The following is a 20,877-nucleotide window of genomic DNA, read 5'->3' on the forward strand; positions in this document are numbered from 1 at the left end:
GCGAGTGTATCCAATCAGCTGCCAGATTAACACCGACCCTGAGCGCTTGTGCCAGCCAGCATGGCCGCTTTGGCGCCTTGTCGCTTCCCCTGAATAGGGTAGAGTAGCTGCGAGACAAACACCCGATATCCGGCAAAGGACAGAGCACATGAGCAAGCTTTCCCTGGGACTGCAACTCGGCTACTGGGGCGCACAGCCGCCACCGAACCTGGTCGCACTGGCCCAGGAGGCCGAGGGTCTGGACTTTGACTCGGTGTGGGTGGCGGAATCCTGGGGCAACGACTGCTTTACCCCGCTGGCCTGGATCGGCAGCCAGACCTCGCGCATCCGCCTGGGGACCGCCGTCGCCCAGTTGTCCGCCCGCACCCCAACGGCCTGCGCCATGGCTGCCATGGCACTGGACCACCTGTCCGGGGGGCGCATGATCCTGGGCCTGGGGGTTTCCGGCCCGCAGGTCGTGGAAGGCTGGTATGGCGCGCCCTACAGCAAGCCGGTGACCCGTACCCGGGACTACGTCGAAATCATCCGCAAAGTGCTGGCCCGGGAGGAACCGGTAACCAGCGACAGCGAATTCTATTCCCTGCCTTTCCGGGGCCCCGGGGCCTGGGGCATGGGCAAGCCGCTGAAATCGATAGTACATCCACTGCGGGCCGACCTGCCTGTCTTTATTGGCGCCGAGGGTCCCAAAAACGTCGAGCAGACGGCGGAAATCGCCGACGGCTGGCTGCCCCTGTACTACTCACCCTATCGGCAGGAGGTCTACGCCGATCAACTGCGCAATGCCAAGCCCGGCTTTGAAATCCCCGCACTGGTTCTCTGCAACATCAATGACAACCTGGAAGAGGCGCTCTACCCGGTCAAGGCCATGCTGGGCTTCTATATTGGCGGCATGGGCTCCAAAGCCCGGAACTTCCACAAGGAACTCATGGCTCGGATGGGCTTTGCGGACGAGGCAGAACAGATCCAGGAGCTGTTCTTTGCCGGTAAACGCGACCAGGCCATTGCCCTGGTGCCCGACCAGTTCGCCGACGAGATTTCCCTCTGCGGCCCCCGCGACCGGATCCGGGAAAAAATTCGCGACTGGGAAAACTCACCGGTCACCAGCCTGCTGATCAACGGTGACAGCACCTTGCTGCGCGACATGGCGGAGCTCGTCCTTTGACCTGACCTGCACAGCAGTTATATTGGCGGGACATAAAAACACAAGGAACTCCGACTGTGAGCCAGATGGCACAGGATTACTCGCCCGGTTACAAACGCTTTGTCCTGGTCATGCTCACCATCGTCTACGCCTTCAACTTCATCGACCGTCAGATCCTGGTGATCCTGCAGGAGCCCATCAAGGCTGACATGGGCCTCTCGGATGCCCAGCTGGGCTTGCTCAGCGGCTTCAGTTTTGCCCTGATCTACGTCACCGCCGGCATCCCCATCGCCTACTGGGCGGACCGCGGCAACCGCCGCAACATCGTCTCCCTGGCACTGGCGGTGTGGAGCGGCATGACCGCCCTGTCCGGCTTTGTGCAGAACTACGGTCAGCTACTGGCGGCACGCATTGGAGTCGGCCTTGGCGAAGCGGGCGGCAGCCCACCCGCACACTCCATGATCAGCGACTATTTCCCCCCGGAACAGCGTGGCCGGGCGCTGTCTTTTTACTCGACCGGCATCTATGTCGGGATTCTGTTCGGCTTTATGTTTGGCGGCGTGATTGCCGAGGCGTTTGGCTGGCGCATGGCGTTCCTGGTAGTAGGCATCCCGGGAGTGCTGTTCGCCATTGTGTTGCGGTTCACGGTACGGGAACCGATACGGGGACGCTGGGACACCGCCGCAGAAACTGCCCAGCGGCCGACGTTTGCTGAAACCCTGGCGGTGCTGAAACAGCTACCATCGTTCTGGTATATCGCTGTGGGCTGCGCGTTGACAGCCTTCGTCGGCTACGGCGTAGGCAATTTCTTTCCCTCCTTCCTGATCCGCAACCACGGACTCAGCATTGCCCAGGTGGGCGTGGTGCTGGCCCTGGTCTCCGGTGTCGGCGGCGCCCTGGGCACCTACCTCGGGGGTTACCTCGGTGACCGTTTCGGCGCACGTGACCCGCGCTGGTACCTGTGGGTACCCATGTACGGCGGCCTGATCGCCTTCGGCCCCTACCTGTATGTATTGCTGACGGACAACACGACCCATCTCCTGGCCATCCTGGTGTTTACCAATATCCTCACTGCAATGTACCTGGGTCCCTGCATCGCCATGTCCCACGCGCTGGTCCCGCCCTCCATGCGCGCCCTGACCTCGGCGATCCTGTTCTTCGTGCTGAACATGATCGGGCTGGGGCTCGGCCCGTTCCTGACCGGCCTGACCAGCGATCTGCTGGCCCCCCGCTTTGGCGACCAGAGCCTGCGCTATGCCATGGTCCTGGCCTCCATGACGGGTCTGGTGGCGATCGCTCTGTTCTACCTCGGGGCCCGCAAGCTTCCCGCTGACCTGGCCAGGCGCGAAAGTGACCGCAATGCCCTGGCAGTGGCTTGACCGAGCGTTCAATGGGCCGCGTCGCATGAACACCGGGTTCGATTTCCAGTGCAACCCGCCGTGAAGGAAACCACTGTGTTACAAGCTGCGCTGGATACCGCGCGCCGAAACAACCTCGGCCACCGGCTGATCGCACTTGCCGACGATTTCTCTGCCAGGGTACTGGCAGCCTATCGCGACCAGGGGTATGCGGACATTCGCCCGGTCCACGGCGGGGTCCTGAGGAATCTCGGGCTGGAGGGCACCAGGCTCACGGTGTTGGCCGCACGCGCTGGCGTCACCCACAGGGCCATGGCGAAGCTGGTCGAGAATGTTGAATCCATGGGACTGGTGCGGAGACACCGGGATCCAACAGATGCGCGCGCCACCCTGATCACCTATACGCCGCGCGGAATTCAGCTGTTGCAGCACTCAAGCGCAATCATTGAGAAGATCTATCGGGCCTATTCCAGGATTCTCGGCGCCGATGCCCTGCTGGCCCTGGAGGTCAATCTCTACGAGTTCCTGACCGCCCTGGACATCGAGATCGCGAGCAGTGGCCAGCAAGCCCTGCATTCCGTGCAGCCGGAAAGGCCGCGCAGCAACAGCAAAACCTACATATCACACAACATCGGCCGCTACTTGCAACTGCTGGGAGATGATTATCATCGGCGCTGCTCTGCCGTCATGGAGGCCGCCGGGTACACCGACGTACGGATCGACCACCTCGCCGTGGTCAGCCATCTGAGTGTGGCAGGCATGACCCTGTCCCGGCTTGCTGAATCTGCGGGTATTTCTCTCCAGGCGACGGGCAAGCAGGTCAGTTCACTGCAACGGCTGGGTTATCTCACCGTCACAGTAGACGCGCAGGACAAGCGGGTACGTCTGGTCACGTTCAGCCCCAGAGGCCGGGCGTTTATCGCCGCCCTGCTGGCTGCTTTCGCCGTCATTGAGAAGGACTACTGCCGCATCGTCGGGCGGCGAAAGCTCAAGCGCCTGCAACAGGACCTCGGGTACGCAGCCAAGGCGCTCAAGCTCCAGGTTCCGCTGTCGCATCCGGCAGGACAGTAAGCCACCTCGCACCATTCACCGGCAATTGCCTCAGCCGCAGTACGCAAGCGTGTGACGCAGCGGTTGCAATATTTGATACCCAGTTTACTATTTGCAGTTCCTGTACTGGCCCGAGAACTGGCGCAGGCTGAACATCCGGCAAGTCGGAGATAATAATATGCAACTGCCCACTGTCTATGTCCTCACCAGGAACCGCGCTGTTTGGCGACTGTTACTGATTGCGATCCTGGTAGCCCCTGCTGCCGCAACGCCAGCTATCAGTGCGCCAGATACGAGGCCGAAGGTTGAAGTCCGGCAGCCACCGCAAGAGGCGCCGAACATCGTGGTGGTTCTGCTGGATGACGTGGGTTTCGGTGCTGCGAGCACCTTTGGTGGCCCCATCCACACCCCGACACTTGAACAGCTCGCTGAACGCGGCTTGCGTTACAACCGATTTCACACAACAGCGCTGTGTTCGCCGACCCGGGCATCCTTGCTGACCGGACGCGATCCCCACGTTGCCAATGTGGGCGCGGTGATCAACTCCTCCAATGCCTATGAAGGCTACCAGGGTATCTTGCGACCTGAGACCGCTAGCGTCGCCGAGCTGTTACGCAGCGCCGGCTACGGCACGGCTCTATTCGGAAAGTGGCACCTGGTGCCAGACTGGGAAGCATCGCCGATTGGACCTTTCGATCGCTGGCCCAGAGGTCAGGGCTTTGAGAAATTCTACGGCTTTCTCGGCGGCGAGACCGACCAGTTCGAGCCCACTCTGTATCAGGACACTACCGCGATACGCCGCCCGCCGGGAGCGAACTATCACCTGACCGAGGATCTGGCGGAACAGGCTGAGCGCTGGATAAGACTGCAGAACTCACTGGCGCCCGGAAGGCCGTTCTTTCTCTACTTTGCTCCCGGCGCAACCCATGCACCGCTGCAGGTACCAGAGCCATGGATCAGCCGCTATCGCGGGGCCTTCAAACAGGGTTGGGACGCACTTCGCGAGGAAACGTTTCGGCGCCAGAAGGCGCTCGGAGTGATTCCCGCCGCTGCCCGGCTCACAGCGCGCCACGAGGGTATTCCAGCCTGGGACAGCCTGGGCCCGGACGAGCAGATCGTGGCGGCGCGGATGATGGAGACTTTTGCCGGTTTCCTCAGTCACACCGACTCACAGGTCGGCCGAATAGTGGATACCCTGCAGACACTCGGCCTGTTCGACAACACCCTGTTCATCTACCTCGTCGGGGACAATGGCGGCGAGGGTGCCGCCGGTGCGGACGGAAGCATCAATTACCTGGGCGCCCTGCAGGGCATGCAGGAACCGCTCTCGCGACAGCTCGACCAACTTGACGCCATTGGCGGACCCGACAGCTTTGCGCTCTATCCCGCGGGCTGGGCGTGGGCTACCAATACCCCCTTCCAGTGGGTCAAGCAGATTGCATCCCATCTCGGTGGAACCCGCACGCCGATGGTCGTCAGCTGGCCACGCCGTATCCAGGACCATGGGGGATTGCGCAGCCAGTTCTCGCATGTCAACGACATCGCTCCGACGATTCTCGATGCCGTCGGCCTGACGCTGCCTGAAACTGTGAGCGGAGCCAGGCAGCTGCCCATGGATGGCGCCAGCCTTCTGCCCAGCTTTACCGACCCCGAAGCTCCCGAGCACAAGCACACCCAGTATTTTGAAGTCCACGGCCATCGTTCGATATACCACGAGGGCTGGATGGCCTCGGCGCGCCACAGCATGCTGCCCTGGGATGTCGGGCTACCGGTAGCTCCCACCCCCTTCGCGGACGATGTCTGGGAGCTCTACCATCTGGAGCAGGATTTCAGTCAGAGCGAAGACCTGGCACAGGCAAGGCCAGACAAGTTGCGGTCACTCCAGGCGCTGTTTCACAGTGAAGCAGAGCGGGTCGGGATCCTGCCGCTGCGAAACGCCCTGGCGGTTCGCGGTGGTGCACCGCTGCCGAGTTTGCGCGGCGATCGCCAGCACTTCACTTACTACGAAGGAGCAATCGCCATTCCGGAAAGCGGCGCACCTGGCATGCTCAATCGCTCCTGGGAGCTTGCGGCCGAACTGGTCGTGGCCTCTGATCCTGGCGGCCCCCCGAGGGGCGTCATTGCCACGCTGGGCGGCAGCGGTAGCGGCTGGTCCCTGTACCTGGATGCGGAGGGTCGGCCCGTATTCGAGTACCGGGTTTTCGAGGCCGCGAGCATCCGAATAGCCGGGAAGCACTCGCTTTTGCCGGGCGAACACAGAATCACCCTCGGCTTCGACTACGACGGCGGCGGTTACGGTCAGGGGGGCTTGTTCACCCTGAAGCCGGATGACGAATCGCCGGGGCAGCAGCGCACACCTGCGACACCGCCGGGCTTTTTCTCTATCGATGAGACCTTCGATATCGGTGTCGATACCGGCTCACCTGCCGGAAGCTACCCGGCGGACTCTCCTGCTGGCTACCACCTCACTGGCGCCCGGATCGAGCGTGTAACGATCGAGCTGCGCTGACAGGCTAAACATCTGAACCATTGACAGCCACCTGCGATGCGAGCTTGCAATAAATGATACCTCACTTACTATCAGGGAGCATGTGCGATACCTGGTTTAGTATTGCCGGGGAATCCTGCAATTAGTCCCGCTTGACCCGAGCAACCGGAGATCCATGAAATGAATAAAAGAAATAACAATCACAAGCATTCCCTTTCCCTGGTGCTGGCCAGCTGCTACCTGGCTGCCGCCCCCAGTCTCGCCCAGCAGGACACAGGCGTGCGTACCCAGGCGCTGGAGGAAGTCGTTGTTACCGCACAGAAGCGAGAGGAGAGCCTGCAGGAAACACCGATAGCCGTCTCCGCCTTCGACATTGGTGCCCTGCAGCAACTGGGCGTCGGGGAACCTGGCGATGTCGCGCTGTACACCCCGAATCTGGAAATCCGCAAACCGCCGGGTAGCTCGGACAATTACGGCTACAGCATGCGCGGCATGTCTTCTACCGACCCATCGCTGCTGACCGAGCCCACGGTCGGCCTCTATGCCGACGGGGTCTATATCGCGCGCATTTCCGGTGCTTCCTTCGATACGGTAGACCTTGAGCGCATCGAGGTGCTGCGCGGTCCCCAGGGCACATTGTATGGCCGCAACGCCATAGGTGGCGCCATCAACCTGGTGACGCGCAAGCCCGGTGAGGAATTTGGCTTCAGACAGAAACTCTCTGCTGGCAACTATGACTACCTGCGCAGCGAAACCTCCGTGGATACCGGGATGTACAACGGCTTTGCCGCCACCCTGTCCTACACCCACTGGAAGCGCGAGGGCTGGCTCGATAACGCCGAGGCAGACAACAAGCTCGGAGAGACCAAGAACTCGGATGCGCTGCGGTTCGCGCTTCGCTGGAGTCCCAACGATGCGCTGACCGCGGACTACGTTTTCGACTACTCGGATCGGGACAGCAACGGGGCCATCGTGCAACTGGTCCATATTCGCCCTTTCCAGCAGGGGCTCGGCGGGCCGATCTATGCCCAGGCGGCGGCAGTGGCTTCACCCAATCGCCAGGACAGCCTGCCGATGCCGTTCTCTGATTCAGCGGCCAACTATTCAACCATCAAGGGCCACGCCCTGACCGTCGAGTGGGCCGGCGACAATTTCACCCTCAAATCCATCACCGCCCACCGTGACTGGGATTCCGGAACCACCGAGAATGAATACGGCAGTTTCCGCTCGGACGGAGTGAATGTACTCAACGGCATCGGCGGCGTGATCCCGGCGGGTGAGTTCGTCCCGCTGTTTCTCGCCAGTCGCGAAAGCCGGCAGGACCAGTTCACCCAGGAATTCCAGATGCTGGGCACGGCGCTGAATGATCGCCTGCAATATACCCTGGGCCTGTACTACTTTGAGGAGGAAACCTACGAGGACAACCCCCAGTCCTTCGTATTGCCCGCCATCTTTGCCTACGGCGGACTGGATCAGGGGACGCAATCTTTCCTGTGCCAGGACCCCACCTTCTCCAACCCGCTGGCCTGCTTCGGCAAGGACACGCTGCTGTCGACGCCGGTGTTTATCTACGGCTCGGATAACGACTCGGTAGCGGCCTACAGCCAGTTGACCTATGCGGCGACCGACGAGGTGGACGTCACCCTTGGCCTGCGCTATACCCGCGACCAGAAGACTTCCTTCCTGCGCAACTCCACCATTCAGCGCAATGAAGGTATTGAGGAAGTGATTGGCGACGACTCCTGGTCCAATGTGACCCCGGCCCTCACCGTCAGCTATGCACCCACCGACACCCTGAATACCTACTTTACCCTGGCTCGAGGCTTTCGCTCGGGGGGCTTCAACGCCCGCGCCGCAAGCGCCCGGGCCTTTTCGACACCGTTCAACGAGGAGAACGTGACCTCCTACGAGCTCGGGATCAAATCCGATCTATGGGAGCAGAAGCTGCGGGTCAATGCCGCCCTGTTCCACTATGTCTATGAAGACAAGCAGGTCACACAGTTCGAGGCCGGCTCCAGTGGCGCCTCGTCCATCATTGCCAATGCGGGCAAAACCGAAGCCCAGGGAGTGGAGCTCGAGGTTACCCTGATCCCGGTAACGGGCCTGCTCCTGAAGGCCAGCTACGGCTTTATCGACAACAACATCAAGGAGTTCGACACCACGCCCAGCAACCCCGTTACCGGCGTGGGCGGCGGCACCGAGAACGTCGATATCTCCGACATTGCCAAGACAATTCACACCCCCCGGCACAACGCCAGCCTGATCGCCGAATACACGTTCGAGCCGTTTTCTTTCGGCCAACTGGTACTGCAGGCTGATTCATCGTACAACAGTGAGCGCTACTTCCACCCCATCAACAACCTGTACGACTCCGCGGGCAAGCAGACTCTGATCAACGCCCGCGCCAGCCTGACCAATATTGACGTCGGGTCCGGCTCACTGCGTATTTCCGCCTGGGGCAAGAACCTTGCAGACAAGGAGTATCGGGAATGGGGCATCGATTTCGGCGCCCTGGGCTTTGCCACCGACTCCTTCATTCTGCCCCGGATGTACGGTCTGGATGTAATCTATGAGTACTGAAACCCTGGCCCGGAGACAAGCCATGCAACGACAACACAATCCCATCAACACGGCAGAACAGCGCGAGCATGAACTGCTGGCCTTGCGGTACTATCGCCACCCGGAGATTGTCGCCACCCGTGAGGCAGTGCGCGAGTTCTGGCTGCAGCACGCCGCACCCAGCGCCACCATGCGCAGCTGCTTCGACTGGGCGTTCGAGGAAGTGATGTTCGGCGCCACGATATGGGCCCTGAATCAGGACCCACTCTACCCGAAGGTCATCACCATCAGCCGCCTGCCCCACCGGCTGGCAGGCGAGGACATTCCCGGCAGTCGCTGGGGTATCGATAATCCGGATTCCATCTATCGGGTAATACCGATCAGCCATGACCAGCGCTATGTAATCCGCGGCCGGGTGGCGAAACAGCGCCTGGTGGAAAATTACTTCACCCTGTGGGGGCCGGAAATGCAGACCCTGGGCCTGCTGGATGGCAAGGAGCTGGATGTGGGCGCCGATGGTCGCTTCGAGGTCACTGTGGATGCCAGTGCTGCGGAGGGACGTCGCAACCACATCCAGGCTCCACCTGGCAGCCATGAGTTCTACATTCGCGATGTGATTGCCAATTGGGGCAGCGACCGGGCCAATGAGCTGGAAATCGAACGGCTGGGGCCCGCTCCGGAGCGAACCCCGTACAGCGAAAGTGAAAACCTCGAACGCATCAAGGCCTATATGCAGCGCTGGGCGGAGTCCACCACGCGCTGGAACCGGCAGGCAATGGACGGACCGGTCAATGCCTTCGAGTTCACCATCGACCGCGACAGCGATGGCGCCCTGCGCAACCAGATCTACATCATGGGCTATTTTCGCCTGCCGGACGCAGACACCTCCCTGGTACTGGATATCAACCTCGGCGGCGCGGATTACTTTATCGCGCCGATCACCAACATCTGGGGCACGACCAACTACATCACCGACCGCAGCGGCTGCCTGAACAGGCACCAGTCCCGGGCTAACCCGGACGGAACCTACACCTTTGTGCTAAGCCTGCGGGACCCGGGTGTACACAACTGGCTGGATCCCTCCGACCTCGACGAGGGCATCCTTACCCTGCGCTGGGCAGAGTTCGCCGGCGGCAAGCCGGGCGCGGACCTCGGTGTCCGCCAGCGCCTGGTACCGCTGGAGCGGTTACGGCAGGAACTGAGTGGCGACCACCACTGGCTGACCGCTGCCCAGCGACAACAACAACTAACTGAGCGGGCGCAGAGTTACGCCTGGCGCCTGGAGGAATAGCATGGCGACGCTGAAGAATTCTGTCTGGTTGATCTCGGGCTGCTCCACCGGTTTTGGCCGGGAGATCGCCCTCGCCGCCCTGGAGGGCGGCGCCCTGGTGGCCGTTACCGCGCGCAAGCCGGCGGCTGTCGCGGACATCTGCGAACGCTACCCCGAGCAGACCATCGCCCTGCAACTCGATGTCTGCTCAAGCGAGGACATCGCCGCCTGTGTCGCCGCGACCCTGGACCGTTTCGGGCGTATCGACGCCCTGGTCAACAACGCCGGCTACGGCTATGTGGCTGCGATCGAGGAAGGCGAAGAGGACGCCGTCAGGTCACTGTTCGAAGTGAACTTCTTCGGCGCCCTGGCGCTGACCCGGGCGGTCTTGCCCACAATGCGCAAGCAGGGCTGCGGGCACATCATCAACAACTCCTCCCAGGCTGGCATTATGGCCAACCCGGGCACCGGCTATTACAGTGCCTCCAAGTATGCCCTGGAAGGTTTGATGCAGGCACTGCAGAAGGAAGTTGCCCCACTGGGTATTCACGTGAGCTCAGTGCAGCCTGGGGCCTTCCGCACCGACTGGTCGGGCCGCTCCATGCAACGTTCCGGCGCAATCATTGACGACTACCAGCATGTGCACGAGCGTCTTGATATGATAGCTGCCATCGACGGTAAACAACCGGGAGATCCGGTGCGCGCCGGCAGGATTTTCGTCGACCTGTTCACCATGGCAGAACCGCCCGCGCAGCTGCTGCTTGGCGCCGGCGTGCTGGCGACCTACCGGGAAAAACTTGCGGCGGAAAACGCCAACCTGGAGCGCTGGGAAAGCTTGACCAGAGCGGCAGATTTTCCGCAATAATAATCAAAAACCAGAAGGTGACTCCATGCCAACTCCGGCACAGTATTTCCGCGCACTGGGCGCCGCCCTGCTGGCCGCGAGCGGCGCCGTCGCCGAGCCCGGTTATTCCCCCCGGCAGGGACAGGATTATCCCGACCAGGTATTCTGGGGCGATACCCACCTGCACAGCTCCGTATCGCTGGACGCCAATCTGTTCGGCGCCAGGAATATGGGGCCTGAGCACGCATACCGGTTTGCCCGTGGGGAGACCGTCACTGCCAGCAACGGCATGCAGGCCAGGATCAACCGGCCACTGGATTTCCTGGTGGTCTCCGACCACGCAGAATACCTGGGAATCATGCCCCTCATCCGTGCCGGCGAACCGGCCATTCTTGAAAACGAGACAGCGCGGGGCTGGCGCCAGGTGCTCACCGGGGGCGACCCGATCGCCTTCGGCCGGATGATGCTGGATATCGGCGCGTCCTATGCAGCGGGCAAACCCCTGGTTACCCTGCCCGACTCGCTGCCCTCCCCCTGGGAGGAAAACAACCGCATTGCGGACGAAGCCAACGTGCCCGGCCTGTTTACGGCGCTGGTGGGCTTCGAGTGGTCATCGATGCCGGATGGCGACAACCTGCACCGGGTCGTGGTCTTTCGCGATGGCGCTGACCGGGCCAACCAGGTTACGCCGTTCTCCGCCTTCGACAGCGAAGATCCCCAGGCGCTCTGGCAGTACCTCGCCGACTACGAAGCCAGGACCGGCGGCCAGGCATTGGCCATCCCCCACAACGGCAACCTCAGCGGCGGGCGGATGTTTGCCCCCACCACGTACCGGGGCGAGGCGATAAGCGAGGCTTATGCGCGGGAGCGCAGTCGCTGGGAGCCACTGATGGAAGTCACCCAGATCAAGGGCGACAGCGAGGCCCATCCCTTGCTGTCCCCTACCGATGAATTCGCTGACTACGGCACCTGGGACCAGTTCAATATCGACATGAGCGAGCCCCAGCGGGACGACATGCAACGCTACCAGTACGCGCGCCCGGCCCTGCAGCTGGGACTGAAACTGGAGCAGCAGCTGGGCGTCAACCCCTTCCAGTTCGGGATGATCGGCAGTTCCGACTCCCACACCGCGCTGTCTGCGGTGGAGGAAGACAACTACTGGGGCAAGATGGCCACCCATGAACCCTCACCGGAACGGGCGGGCAAACTCTGGGGTATCCCCGAAGCGGAGATGAACAGTGCCATGCAGCTGGCAGCGGGCTATGCCGCGGTCTGGGCAACCGAAAACACCCGGGAGGCGCTGTTCGATGCCATGCGCCGGCGGGAGGTCTACGCCACCACGGGGCCGCGGATCCGGGTACGGTTTTTCGGCGGCTGGGACTATTCGGCCGCGGACCTCGCCGGTCCCCACCCCGCCCTGCACGGCTATCAGAAAGGTGTCCCCATGGGCGGCGAACTGCCCTCGCCGCCAACCACGGACCGGGCGCCGGTGTTCATGGTCTCCGCGCTGAAGGAGGCGGACGGCGCCAACCTGGACCGGATCCAGGTCGTCAAGGGCTGGATTGACCGCTGGGGTGAAGCCCGGGAGCAGGTGTACGACGTCGCCTGGTCCGGTTCCCGCGGCCGGGATAAAGCGGGCAAACTTGAAGCGGTAGGAAACACCGTCGACCTCGACAGCGCCAGCTACGCCAACACGATCGGCGACGCGGAGCTGGCAACTGTGTGGACCGACCCGGATTTTGATCCCGCCCAGCCCGCGGTCTACTACGTGCGGGTGCTGGAGATCCCCACTCCCCGCTGGACCCTGCACGACCAGGTCAGGCTGGACGCCACTATCCCCGCGGACACCCCGCTGGTGCACCAGGAACGCGCCTACACTTCGCCCATCTGGTATCGGCCAGCACCCTGATCATAGCTCCGACAGGAGCGGGAGAAGCCAACTTGTCCGGTTCGACTCACGACCTGCCGCCCGGCCTTTTGGTCTGGCTGGAAACACTGGGCAAGGGCTCCATCAGCCGCCTGGAGCGCCATGTCGCGCGGCGCGAGGCCTGGGTGGTGGATATTGCCAGGGAAGACGGCTCCGTACTTGAGGCCTTCCTGCGACTCGACCGACAACCAGTGGCCGGCGGCAACGTGTCCCTGCAGCGAGAGGCGGGTATCTGTCGGGCACTGATGGCGACCGCCATTCCGGTACCGGCGCTGCTGGGCTGGAACGAAGAGCACCATGCGGCCCTGTTCAGCCGGGTGCCGGGCAGCGCCGACCTGCCTGGCGTTGCCGACAAGACTCAGCAGCGCCAGGTCATGGAGGACTTCATCGACGTTATCGCCCGGCTACACCGCCTGGAACCCGACGCACTCGGCCTGGACGATCTATTGGGACCACCTCCCCGCACCGCGGCGGAGGCAGCGCTCGGTGACCTGGACGCCCAGTTGCAGCAGTTCGCGAGCTTTCTCGCCGATTATGAGGATCCCTTGCTCAGCTATGGCGCAGACTGGCTGCGCCGCTTCGCGCCGCAGTCGGTGGCGCGTGTCTCCCTGGTGCAAGGCGATACCGGACCGGTGAATTTCATGTTTGCGGGCAACCGCGTTACCGCGGTGGTGGACTGGGAATGGGGCCACTGGGGCGACCCCATGGAGGACCTGGGCAACATCTGTGTACGAGAATTCTGGAATCCCAGCGGCGGCTTGCAGGGACTGTTCCGTCGGTACGAGGAGCAATCCGGCATCCCCTATACCCGTGCTGCCGCCCAGTACTACCGCATCCAGCAGAACGTCCGCGGCATGATTCCGATCCACGCCGCCTGTGCCCAGCCCGGACTCCGGGAATCGATGGCCTGGTACCTGTGCTACCGCTACATTGGCGATCGCTCGACCTGCGAGGCGCTGGCCGATGCCATGGGAATCGCGCTGGAACGGCCGGACATGCCGGAACCTGACAACAACAAGGGCTCGGTGCTGCTGCGCGCCGCTGCGAACAGCCTGCAGCGGGATGTGCTGCCAGACCTGCAAACACCTTTCGCCTGCTCGCGACTGAGGGACGCCCAGGTCTTGATCGACTGCGCGGAGCGGGAGCACCGCTATGGCAACGCCATCCGTGCCGACAATGCCGCGGAGATCGCCACACTGCTCGGGCAGCAACCCAAAGACTATGCGCATGCCACCACCCGGCTTTTGGAGGCGATGCGAGACAGGCGTATCGCCGACGAGCCGCTGTTGCAATATCTGGCGCGCAAGGCCTTCAGGGACGAATGGTTGTATCAGCCAGCCGCGTCCCTGTATCCGGCGCGCAACTGGTCGGCGCTGGACTGATCAGCGCCGTCCTGGCACGCAGATGTAGCCGGGCTATTTCTTGGCGGCAACCTCCAGCTTGGCCAGCAAATCGGCGTAAATGCCTTCCAGCATGGCCTGACCATCGGCCTCGTCGATACCTTCCGGCTTTGCCTCGCAGCGCCAATGCACCCGGGTCCGCTCGCCGTTGTCGATTGACTTCACTTCGACCGAGGCCCGGTACTCGCTGACCGGCATCGGCATCTGCGGAATCTTGTAGCTGAATGCGCGCCGCTCGGCATCCATGGTCTCCAGAATCTCGTCTATCGGATCCATGCCGGTCATGTGAATGCGCCGGGTCATGCCAACGCCGCTGCCGATGACCTCGATCCTGTCCCAGCCGGGATACCAGTCCAGGTTGCCGAAGTTCTCCAGCAAGCCCCAGACTTTACTCACGGGGGCATCCAGCTCCTTTTCTATATTGACCTTGATCATCAGGCTGCTTCCTCATTGGGATTGTTGATTTTGCGTTTGTTGGGTTGGCCAGGTTTCGACGCCTGCCCGGCGCGAATCAACCGCCCTGGCAGCGCGCCGGTGGGGACGCCGTCGGCCATGATGACTTCCCCGGATACGATGGTATAGCGGTAGCCGCTGGCGCCCTGGAACACGCGGCGGCCCCCGGCCGGCAAATCGTAGATCACGGCAGGAGTCTCAATCGCCAGGTGTTCCAGGTCGATGATGTTGATATCGGCCTTCATCCCAGTCTCCAGGGTGCCGCGATCGGCGAGGCCCATGCAGCGTGCAGTGTCCCGGGTATGCATCTGCACAGCCTGCTCGAGGCCGATGCGGGCGCCGCGCTGGCGGTCCCGCACCAGGTAACTGAGCAGCCAGGTGGGGATACTGGCATCCGACAGTACGCCGCAGTGGGCGCCGGTATCCGCCAGGCTGATCACCGCATTCTCGTCCGCCAGCATCTGCATCTGCCGGTCCAGGTTGCGGTTATCGTAGCCAAACAGCGGGCAGTACAGCATACGCTTGCCGTCATTCTCGAGCAGCGCGTCATAGGCAAACTCGGCGGGTGTCACACCCGCCTGCTGGGCCCGAAAGGCAACACTGTCCTCGGAGGCCGGCTCGTAGTCGGGCTCATCGCCCAGCACGTAGATGTTGTCGAAGCCGGTGGCGATCTTGTCCATGATATCGTGGCCGAGATGCGGCGGTGTTTCCGCCACGATAGCCTCGCGCACGGCGGGGTCGCGCAGCTGTCGCAGGCGCTCCTCCGGCTCCAGCCCCGCCAGCGGAGCGTAGGCCTGGTGAAACATGAACGGGTTGACCGTGCCTTCCCAGCCCATAAGGATATTGACCGGGCGGGCGCCGACGTGGGGAATCAGGCGCGCCCCCTCGGCCCGGGCCTCCTTGACGAATTGCAGCTGCTGCAGGACCCGCGGCCAGTCCGCCTCGGAGCGGTAAAACAGCACAAAATTGACCTGGCAGTCGTTGTCTATGGAGAGACGCTTCATCCACGCCATCTCCTCCTCCCAGTTGCTGAAGTCCGAGACCAGGCCGTAAATACCCTGGCCGGTTTCACCGATAACCCGGCCGATGCCCAGCAACTCGCTGGCATCGGCATAGGTGCCGGGCATAACCTCGCCGGTACGCGTGGTGTGCAGCTGGGTGCGGGAAGTGGTGAAGCCGACCGCGCCGGCGGCCAGGCCTTCGCGCACGATGGCCGCCATCTGCGCGATATCGGCTTCCGTAGCCGGTTCATTGTGCACACCTCGCTCACCCATCACATAGGTGCGCACCGCACAGTGCGGGACCTGGGCACCGATATCGATGGCCCGGGGCATCCGATCGAGGGCATCCAGATATTCCGGGAAGCTTTCCCACTCCCAGGTAATCCCCTCCGCCAGGGCCGCGCCGGGTATGTCCTCGACATCTTCCATGACTTCGATCATGCGCTGGCGCTCGGCGTCATCGGGCTTGCAGGGAGCGAAGCCCACGCCGCAGTTCCCCATTACCAGAGTCGTTATGCCGTGGTTCGAGGCCGGGCTGCAATAGGGGTCCCAGGTGGCCTGGCCGTCCATGTGCGAATGGGTGTCTACCCAACCGGGCGCGACCAACAGGCCGCGGGCATCAATCTCCCGGTGGGCTTGCCCGGACACCTCGCCAACGGCGACGATGCGCCCGTCAACAATGGCCAGATTGCCTTCGAAGGCCGCCCGGCCGGTGCCGTCAACGATTTTTCCATTACAAATCAACAGATCGTACAAAGGGCTATCCTCCGGCAATTGCTTATCCTTCTTGTGCTCCCCAGACTAGAGCAATCGCCCGACGGTGAAAAGTTTTCCGCCGTTGGAACAGGCTCCAGCGGTTGCAGAATCCGCCGCTGGTCCAGTCAGTTAGCCTTGCCAAAGAGGACCCTCCCATCATGCACCCGCTGCCCCGCCGTTCCAGCCACCTTACGGGCCTCGCCTGCGCTGCCCTGCTCGCCGCCTGTGGCGCTGAGGTACCACCGGCACCACCGGCGCTTCCAGCATCCCTGATGGAGACCCACCAGGGCTGGTCGCATTACGGCGGCGACCCGGGGGGTACCCGCTTCTCCGCCGGGCAGCAGATTACGCCGGCCAACGTCGACCGGCTGCAGCAGGCCTGGACCTACCACAGCGGGGACCTGGCGCCAGAATCTTTTCCCGACCCGTTCAACAGTCCGGCCATGCAGGTGACCCCCATCCTTGCCCAGGACACACTGTACCTGTGCTCGCCGCGCAACCGGATCATCGCGCTGGACCCGGCCACCGGTGCGGAGCGCTGGCACTATGCCGCCGACCCCGAACTGCGCGGCCTCTACAGCGTCACCTGCCGCGGCGTGGCCTATCACGCCAGCCCCGACATGGCCGGGCAGGCCTGTGCGGCGCGCATCGTCGCCGGCACCCTGGACGGACGCCTGCTGGCCCTGGACGCCAGCACCGGCAAACCCTGTGAGGATTTCGGCGAACACGGCGAGGTCGACCTGACGGCGGCACTGGGCGATGTAAGACCGGCGGAATACGCGCTCACCTCGCCCCCACTGGTGGTGGACGAGCTGATCGTCACCGGCGCCCACGTCGCGGACCTGCGCCGCGGCGGGGTCCCCAGCGGGGTAATCCGGGCTTTTGACGTCCGCACTGGCGCCCTGCTCTGGGACTGGGAAGCGCTGCTGCCGGAACAACGACTGGCGGACAGCTATACCCCCGGCAGCCCCAATGCCTGGGCGCCACTGTCCGCCGACCCTGAACGCGGCCTGGTCTACATACCTACCGGCAATCCGGCGGGCGACTACTATGGCGGCGAGCGGGACGGTATGGACGCTTTCGGCAGTTCGGTGGTGGCACTGGACATCCAAACCGGGAAACGGGTCTGGCACTTCCAGACGGTGCACAGCGATGTCTGGGATTACGATGTGCCCTCGCAACCGGTGCTGTTCGATTTCCCGGGGCCGGATGGCCCGATACCGGCACTGGTCCAGGCCACCAAGATGGGATTCCTGTTTGTGCTGAACCGGGAGACCGGCGAGCCCCTGTTTCCGGTCGAGGAGCGTCCCGCACCCTTGGGCGGGCCCGCGCCGGAAGCTCTGTCGCCAACGCAGCCGTGGCCGCTGCTGCCGGAGCCGCTGCATCCCACCGAGCTCAGCGAAAGCGACCTGTTCGGCTTCGCCTGGTTCGATAAACAGGCCTGTATCAAGGAGTTCCGCACGCTGAACTACGAGGGCCTCTACACCCCCATAGGGACCACCCCAACCCTGGTTTACCCCGGCTTCATGGGCGGCAGCAACTGGGGCAGCGTGAGCTGGGATCCGGTGCGCAAGCTGCTGCTGGCCAACACGTCCAGAGTGCCTGCCATCATCGAGCTGATCCCCCGCGAGGTGGTCGAATCCCCCGGCTTTGTCGGCCCGGTGGAACTGCAGCTGGATACACCCTATGCGGTGCGGCGGCGCCCATTCCTGTCGCCGCTGGGCGCTCCCTGCAACAGGCCGCCGTGGGGTGTGCTGACGGCTATCGACATGACCACCGGCAAGAAAGCCTGGGAAGTACCACTGGGCGGCACCCGCGACCTGGCACCCTTCCCCCTGTGGCTGGACCTCGGGGTACCCAACAGCGGCGGCTCCCTGGTCACCGCCAGCGGGCTGACCTTTATCGGCGCGGCCACCGACAGCTATCTGCGGGCATTTGCCACCGACACCGGCGCCGAGCTGTGGAAAGCCCGGCTGCCCGCCGGCGGCCATGCGACGCCCATGACCTACACCCTCGCCGACGGCACCCAGTACGTGGTCATTGCCGCGGGCGGCAACCGCATGCTGGGCTCCAGAACCGGCGATGCGCTGGTGGCGTTCCGCCTGCCGTAGCGGCGCGGCAGCTATTTCTGGTCGAAGTCCACCACGATCCGGTCACTGATCGGGTGCGCCTGGCAGGTCAGGATAAAGCCCTGCTCGACCTCGCCCGGTTCCAGGCCGTGGGTAATATCCATGTCAACGGCGCCTTCCACCAGCTTGGCCTTGCAGGTGGAGCAGACCCCGCCCTTGCAGGAAAACGGCAGGTCCAGGCCCTGGTTGAGGCCCGCGTCAAGGACATTCTCACCGTCCGCAGCGAGGGAAAAGGTGCTGGCACGACCATCCATGACGATGGTGACATCGCTCGCCTTGCCGGCGTAATCGCGCGCCCGGGCATGGTGCTTGGCGATCACCGCCTCGGCATCCTCGGCCGATGATGCGAACAGCTCGTAGTGAATATTGGCCTCACTGACCCCGACACTGCGCAGCCCCCGGGACACTTCTGAAATCATCGATTCGGGCCCGCAGATAAAGTATTCGTCGTAACTTTTCAGATCAATCAGGCGCCGGTTCAGCTCACCGCCCTTGCGATTGTCCAGGCGGCCGTTGAGGATATCCGCGCCCTGGTCTTCCCGGCTGAGAATATTGACCCAGTGCAGGCGGGTCAGATAGCGGTTCTTGAGGAAGCTCAGTGCCTCCCGGAACATGATGGTGTTGGTGCGCTGGTTGCCGTAAAGGAGGGTCACGCGGCTGTCGGGCTCCTCCGCCAGGATCGAGCTGATATTGGAGATCACCGGGGTAATCCCGCTGCCGGAGGCGATGAACAGGTAGTTCCGCGCCCGCCCCGCGTCCAGCGGCACATAAAAACTGCCCTGTGGCGGCATGACCTCAAGCGTATCTCCGGCTTGCAGCTGGTCGTTGGCGAAATTGGAAAACAGGCCGCCCTCGACCCGCTTGATCGCCACCTGCGGCGCCGGATCCTGGATGCCGGCGCAGATCGAGTAGGATCGCCGTACCGGCACGCCGTCCAGCGTGTGCTGCAGAGTCAGGTACTGGCCGGGCTGGAAGCGGAAACGCTCGCGCAGCTCTTCCGGTACGGCAAAACTGACCTTGATGGCGAGGTCGGTCTCGGATTCGACACGGGCGATTTTCAGGGGGAAAAACTGCATGTCTGCCATGGGCTGGTCCTAAATGGGCTTGAAGTGATCAAAGGGCTCGGCACAGCTGTTGCACTGGTACAGCGCCTTGCAGGCCGTGGAGCCGAATTCACTGAGCTCGCGCACGTCCGGCGAACCGCAGCGCGGGCAGCAGACGGCGGCGACGCCGGTACTGCCGCACCCCGGCGGGGCAATGCCCCAGGCGCGCAGCTTGTCCTGGGCAGCCGCGGCCATCCAGGCGGTGGACCAGGCCGGTGACAGCCGGGTATCCACCACCACCTGCTTATAGCCGGCGGCCTGCAGTGCAACGACGATGTCCTCCGCCATCACCGTCATCGCGGGGCAGCCGGAATAGGTCGGGGTTATGGTCACTACCACGACCTCACCGCGCTGCTCGATATCCTGCAGCACCCCGAGTTCCCACAGGCTGATCACCGGGATCTCCGGATCCTTGACCTCGTCCAGCAAGTCCCAGAGCGCCGGTACAGTCGATACCGCCCGCCGCTGCCGGCGCTCGTATTCCTCTGCCGGTAACGCAGGTATCCGGTTGTCCACCGTCACCATCGGCGCCTTACCATTCCAGGCCGGGATAGGCGCGCTGCATGAATTGCAGCTCGCTGAGCAGATGGCCCAGGGATTCCGTATGGATGCCCTGGCGCCCGCCGCGCACCGACCAGTCTCCCGCCGGCACGACGATGGTGGCCTCGTCCAGGGTGGCGCGCACCGCGGCGTCCCAGGCCGGTCGCAGGGCAGCACTGTCGACCGCAATACCCGCCGCGACCAGCGCCTGTTCCAGGTCATCGAGCTCAAACAGCTCGTGGGTATAGCCCCACAGCTCGTCCACTGCCACCTGCAGGCGACGATGGCTTTCCGCGGTGCCGTCGCCCAGGCGCAGCATCCAGTCGCGGCTGCGGCGCAAATGGTAGCGGGACTCCTTCACCGCCTTGGCGGCAATACCCGCCAACTGCGGGTCCGCTGATTCCAGCAACGCCTCCATGAAGGCCAGTGCGTACTGGTCTACCAGGTACTGGCGGGCCATGGTGAAGGCAAAGTCGCCCCGGGGCAGCTCGTGCAGCAGCAGGTTGCTGAACTCACGGCAGTCACGCAGGTAGGCAAAGCTGTCCTCGCTGCGCCCGTCGCCGCTCAGCTCTGCGGCATAGCTGTAGAACATCCGTGCGCGGCCTATATAGTCCAGGGCGACATTGGTGAGCGCCAGGTCCTCTTCCAGGAAAGGCGCGTTGCTGCACCACTCAGACAGTCGGTGCCCCAGGACCAGGGAATCGTCACCCAGGCGCACGGCATAGTGCAGAACGGCTTCGTGTGTATTCGCGGCATTCATGCCAACACCTCACATATTGTTGACTTCGTCCGGCAACTGGTAGTGCGTTGCATGACGATAGGGTTTGTCGTCCAGGGGATCGTAAAAGCTCTCGCAGT

The 20,877-nt window shown here is 63.2% G+C and carries 15 protein-coding genes; 10 read left to right on the top strand and 5 right to left on the bottom strand.

Features of this window, described 5'->3' with window-relative positions; all coding sequences use genetic code 11:
* Positions 1-148: 148 nt before the first annotated feature.
* From RJQ10_RS13710 to RJQ10_RS13750, 9 genes are all read left to right on the top strand, one after another.
* Entirely contained in the window at positions 149-1,162 is a 1,014-nt protein-coding gene (locus RJQ10_RS13710; RefSeq protein ID WP_350147530.1) for an LLM class F420-dependent oxidoreductase, read from the top strand.
* A 65-nt stretch (positions 1,163-1,227) separates the two neighbouring features.
* Entirely contained in the window at positions 1,228-2,520 is a 1,293-nt protein-coding gene (locus tag RJQ10_RS13715; protein ID WP_350147564.1) for a spinster family MFS transporter, read from the top strand.
* A gap of 75 nt (positions 2,521-2,595) precedes the next feature.
* Positions 2,596-3,570: a MarR family winged helix-turn-helix transcriptional regulator gene (locus RJQ10_RS13720; protein WP_350147532.1), complete on the top strand. Its 975-nt coding sequence runs from the start codon at positions 2,596-2,598 to the stop codon at positions 3,568-3,570.
* A 322-nt stretch (positions 3,571-3,892) separates the two neighbouring features.
* A complete protein-coding gene (locus RJQ10_RS13725; RefSeq protein ID WP_350147533.1) occupies positions 3,893-6,058 on the top strand; it encodes an arylsulfatase in 2,166 nt (721 codons plus the stop codon).
* A gap of 159 nt (positions 6,059-6,217) precedes the next feature.
* Positions 6,218-8,617: a TonB-dependent receptor gene (locus RJQ10_RS13730; RefSeq protein WP_350147535.1), complete on the top strand. Its 2,400-nt coding sequence runs from the start codon at positions 6,218-6,220 to the stop codon at positions 8,615-8,617.
* Between the two features lie 22 nt (positions 8,618-8,639).
* Entirely contained in the window at positions 8,640-9,887 is a 1,248-nt protein-coding gene (locus RJQ10_RS13735) for a hypothetical protein (RefSeq protein ID WP_350147537.1), read from the top strand.
* 1 nt (position 9,888) lies between these two features.
* Positions 9,889-10,731 (top strand): oxidoreductase, encoded by an 843-nt coding sequence (locus RJQ10_RS13740; RefSeq protein WP_350147539.1) that lies wholly within the window; start codon positions 9,889-9,891, stop codon positions 10,729-10,731.
* Between the two features lie 25 nt (positions 10,732-10,756).
* Entirely contained in the window at positions 10,757-12,619 is a 1,863-nt protein-coding gene (locus tag RJQ10_RS13745; protein ID WP_350147542.1) for a DUF3604 domain-containing protein, read from the top strand.
* A gap of 32 nt (positions 12,620-12,651) precedes the next feature.
* Positions 12,652-14,019: a phosphotransferase family protein gene (locus tag RJQ10_RS13750; protein ID WP_350147544.1), complete on the top strand. Its 1,368-nt coding sequence runs from the start codon at positions 12,652-12,654 to the stop codon at positions 14,017-14,019.
* 33 nt (positions 14,020-14,052) lie between these two features.
* On the opposite strand, the gene RJQ10_RS13755 is transcribed toward RJQ10_RS13750, so the two are convergent.
* Together RJQ10_RS13755 and RJQ10_RS13760 are read right to left on the bottom strand one after the other, a co-directional pair.
* The gene (locus RJQ10_RS13755) at positions 14,053-14,472 is read right to left on the bottom strand and encodes an SRPBCC family protein (protein ID WP_350147546.1); all 420 of its coding nucleotides are present in this window, start codon (positions 14,470-14,472) and stop codon (positions 14,053-14,055) included.
* A complete protein-coding gene (locus RJQ10_RS13760; protein ID WP_350147548.1) occupies positions 14,472-16,247 on the bottom strand; it encodes an N-acyl-D-amino-acid deacylase family protein in 1,776 nt (591 codons plus the stop codon). The genes RJQ10_RS13755 and RJQ10_RS13760 overlap by 1 nt, the downstream gene beginning before the upstream one ends.
* A 158-nt stretch (positions 16,248-16,405) precedes the next feature.
* Between RJQ10_RS13760 and RJQ10_RS13765 the strand changes: the two genes are divergently transcribed.
* Positions 16,406-18,358, top strand: a complete 1,953-nt coding sequence (locus RJQ10_RS13765; RefSeq protein ID WP_350147550.1) for a pyrroloquinoline quinone-dependent dehydrogenase — start codon at positions 16,406-16,408, stop codon at positions 18,356-18,358.
* Between the two features lie 11 nt (positions 18,359-18,369).
* Here RJQ10_RS13765 and paaE read toward each other — a convergent pair whose 3' ends face one another.
* The 3 genes from paaE to paaC are packed head-to-tail and all read right to left on the bottom strand — an operon-like array spanning position 18,370 to position 20,779.
* Positions 18,370-19,461 carry a 1,2-phenylacetyl-CoA epoxidase subunit PaaE gene (gene paaE, locus RJQ10_RS13770; RefSeq protein ID WP_350147552.1) on the bottom strand — a complete coding sequence of 364 codons (1,092 nt, stop codon included), beginning with the start codon at positions 19,459-19,461 and terminating at the stop codon, positions 18,370-18,372.
* A gap of 9 nt (positions 19,462-19,470) precedes the next feature.
* Positions 19,471-20,004 carry a 1,2-phenylacetyl-CoA epoxidase subunit PaaD gene (paaD, locus tag RJQ10_RS13775; RefSeq protein ID WP_350147554.1) on the bottom strand — a complete coding sequence of 178 codons (534 nt, stop codon included), beginning with the start codon at positions 20,002-20,004 and terminating at the stop codon, positions 19,471-19,473.
* 7 nt (positions 20,005-20,011) lie between these two features.
* Entirely contained in the window at positions 20,012-20,779 is a 768-nt protein-coding gene (paaC, locus tag RJQ10_RS13780; RefSeq protein WP_350147556.1) for a 1,2-phenylacetyl-CoA epoxidase subunit PaaC, read from the bottom strand.
* Positions 20,780-20,877 lie beyond the last annotated feature (98 nt).

Source organism: Haliea sp. (assembly GCF_040222615.1).
Lineage (GTDB): Bacteria > Pseudomonadota > Gammaproteobacteria > Pseudomonadales > Halieaceae > Haliea.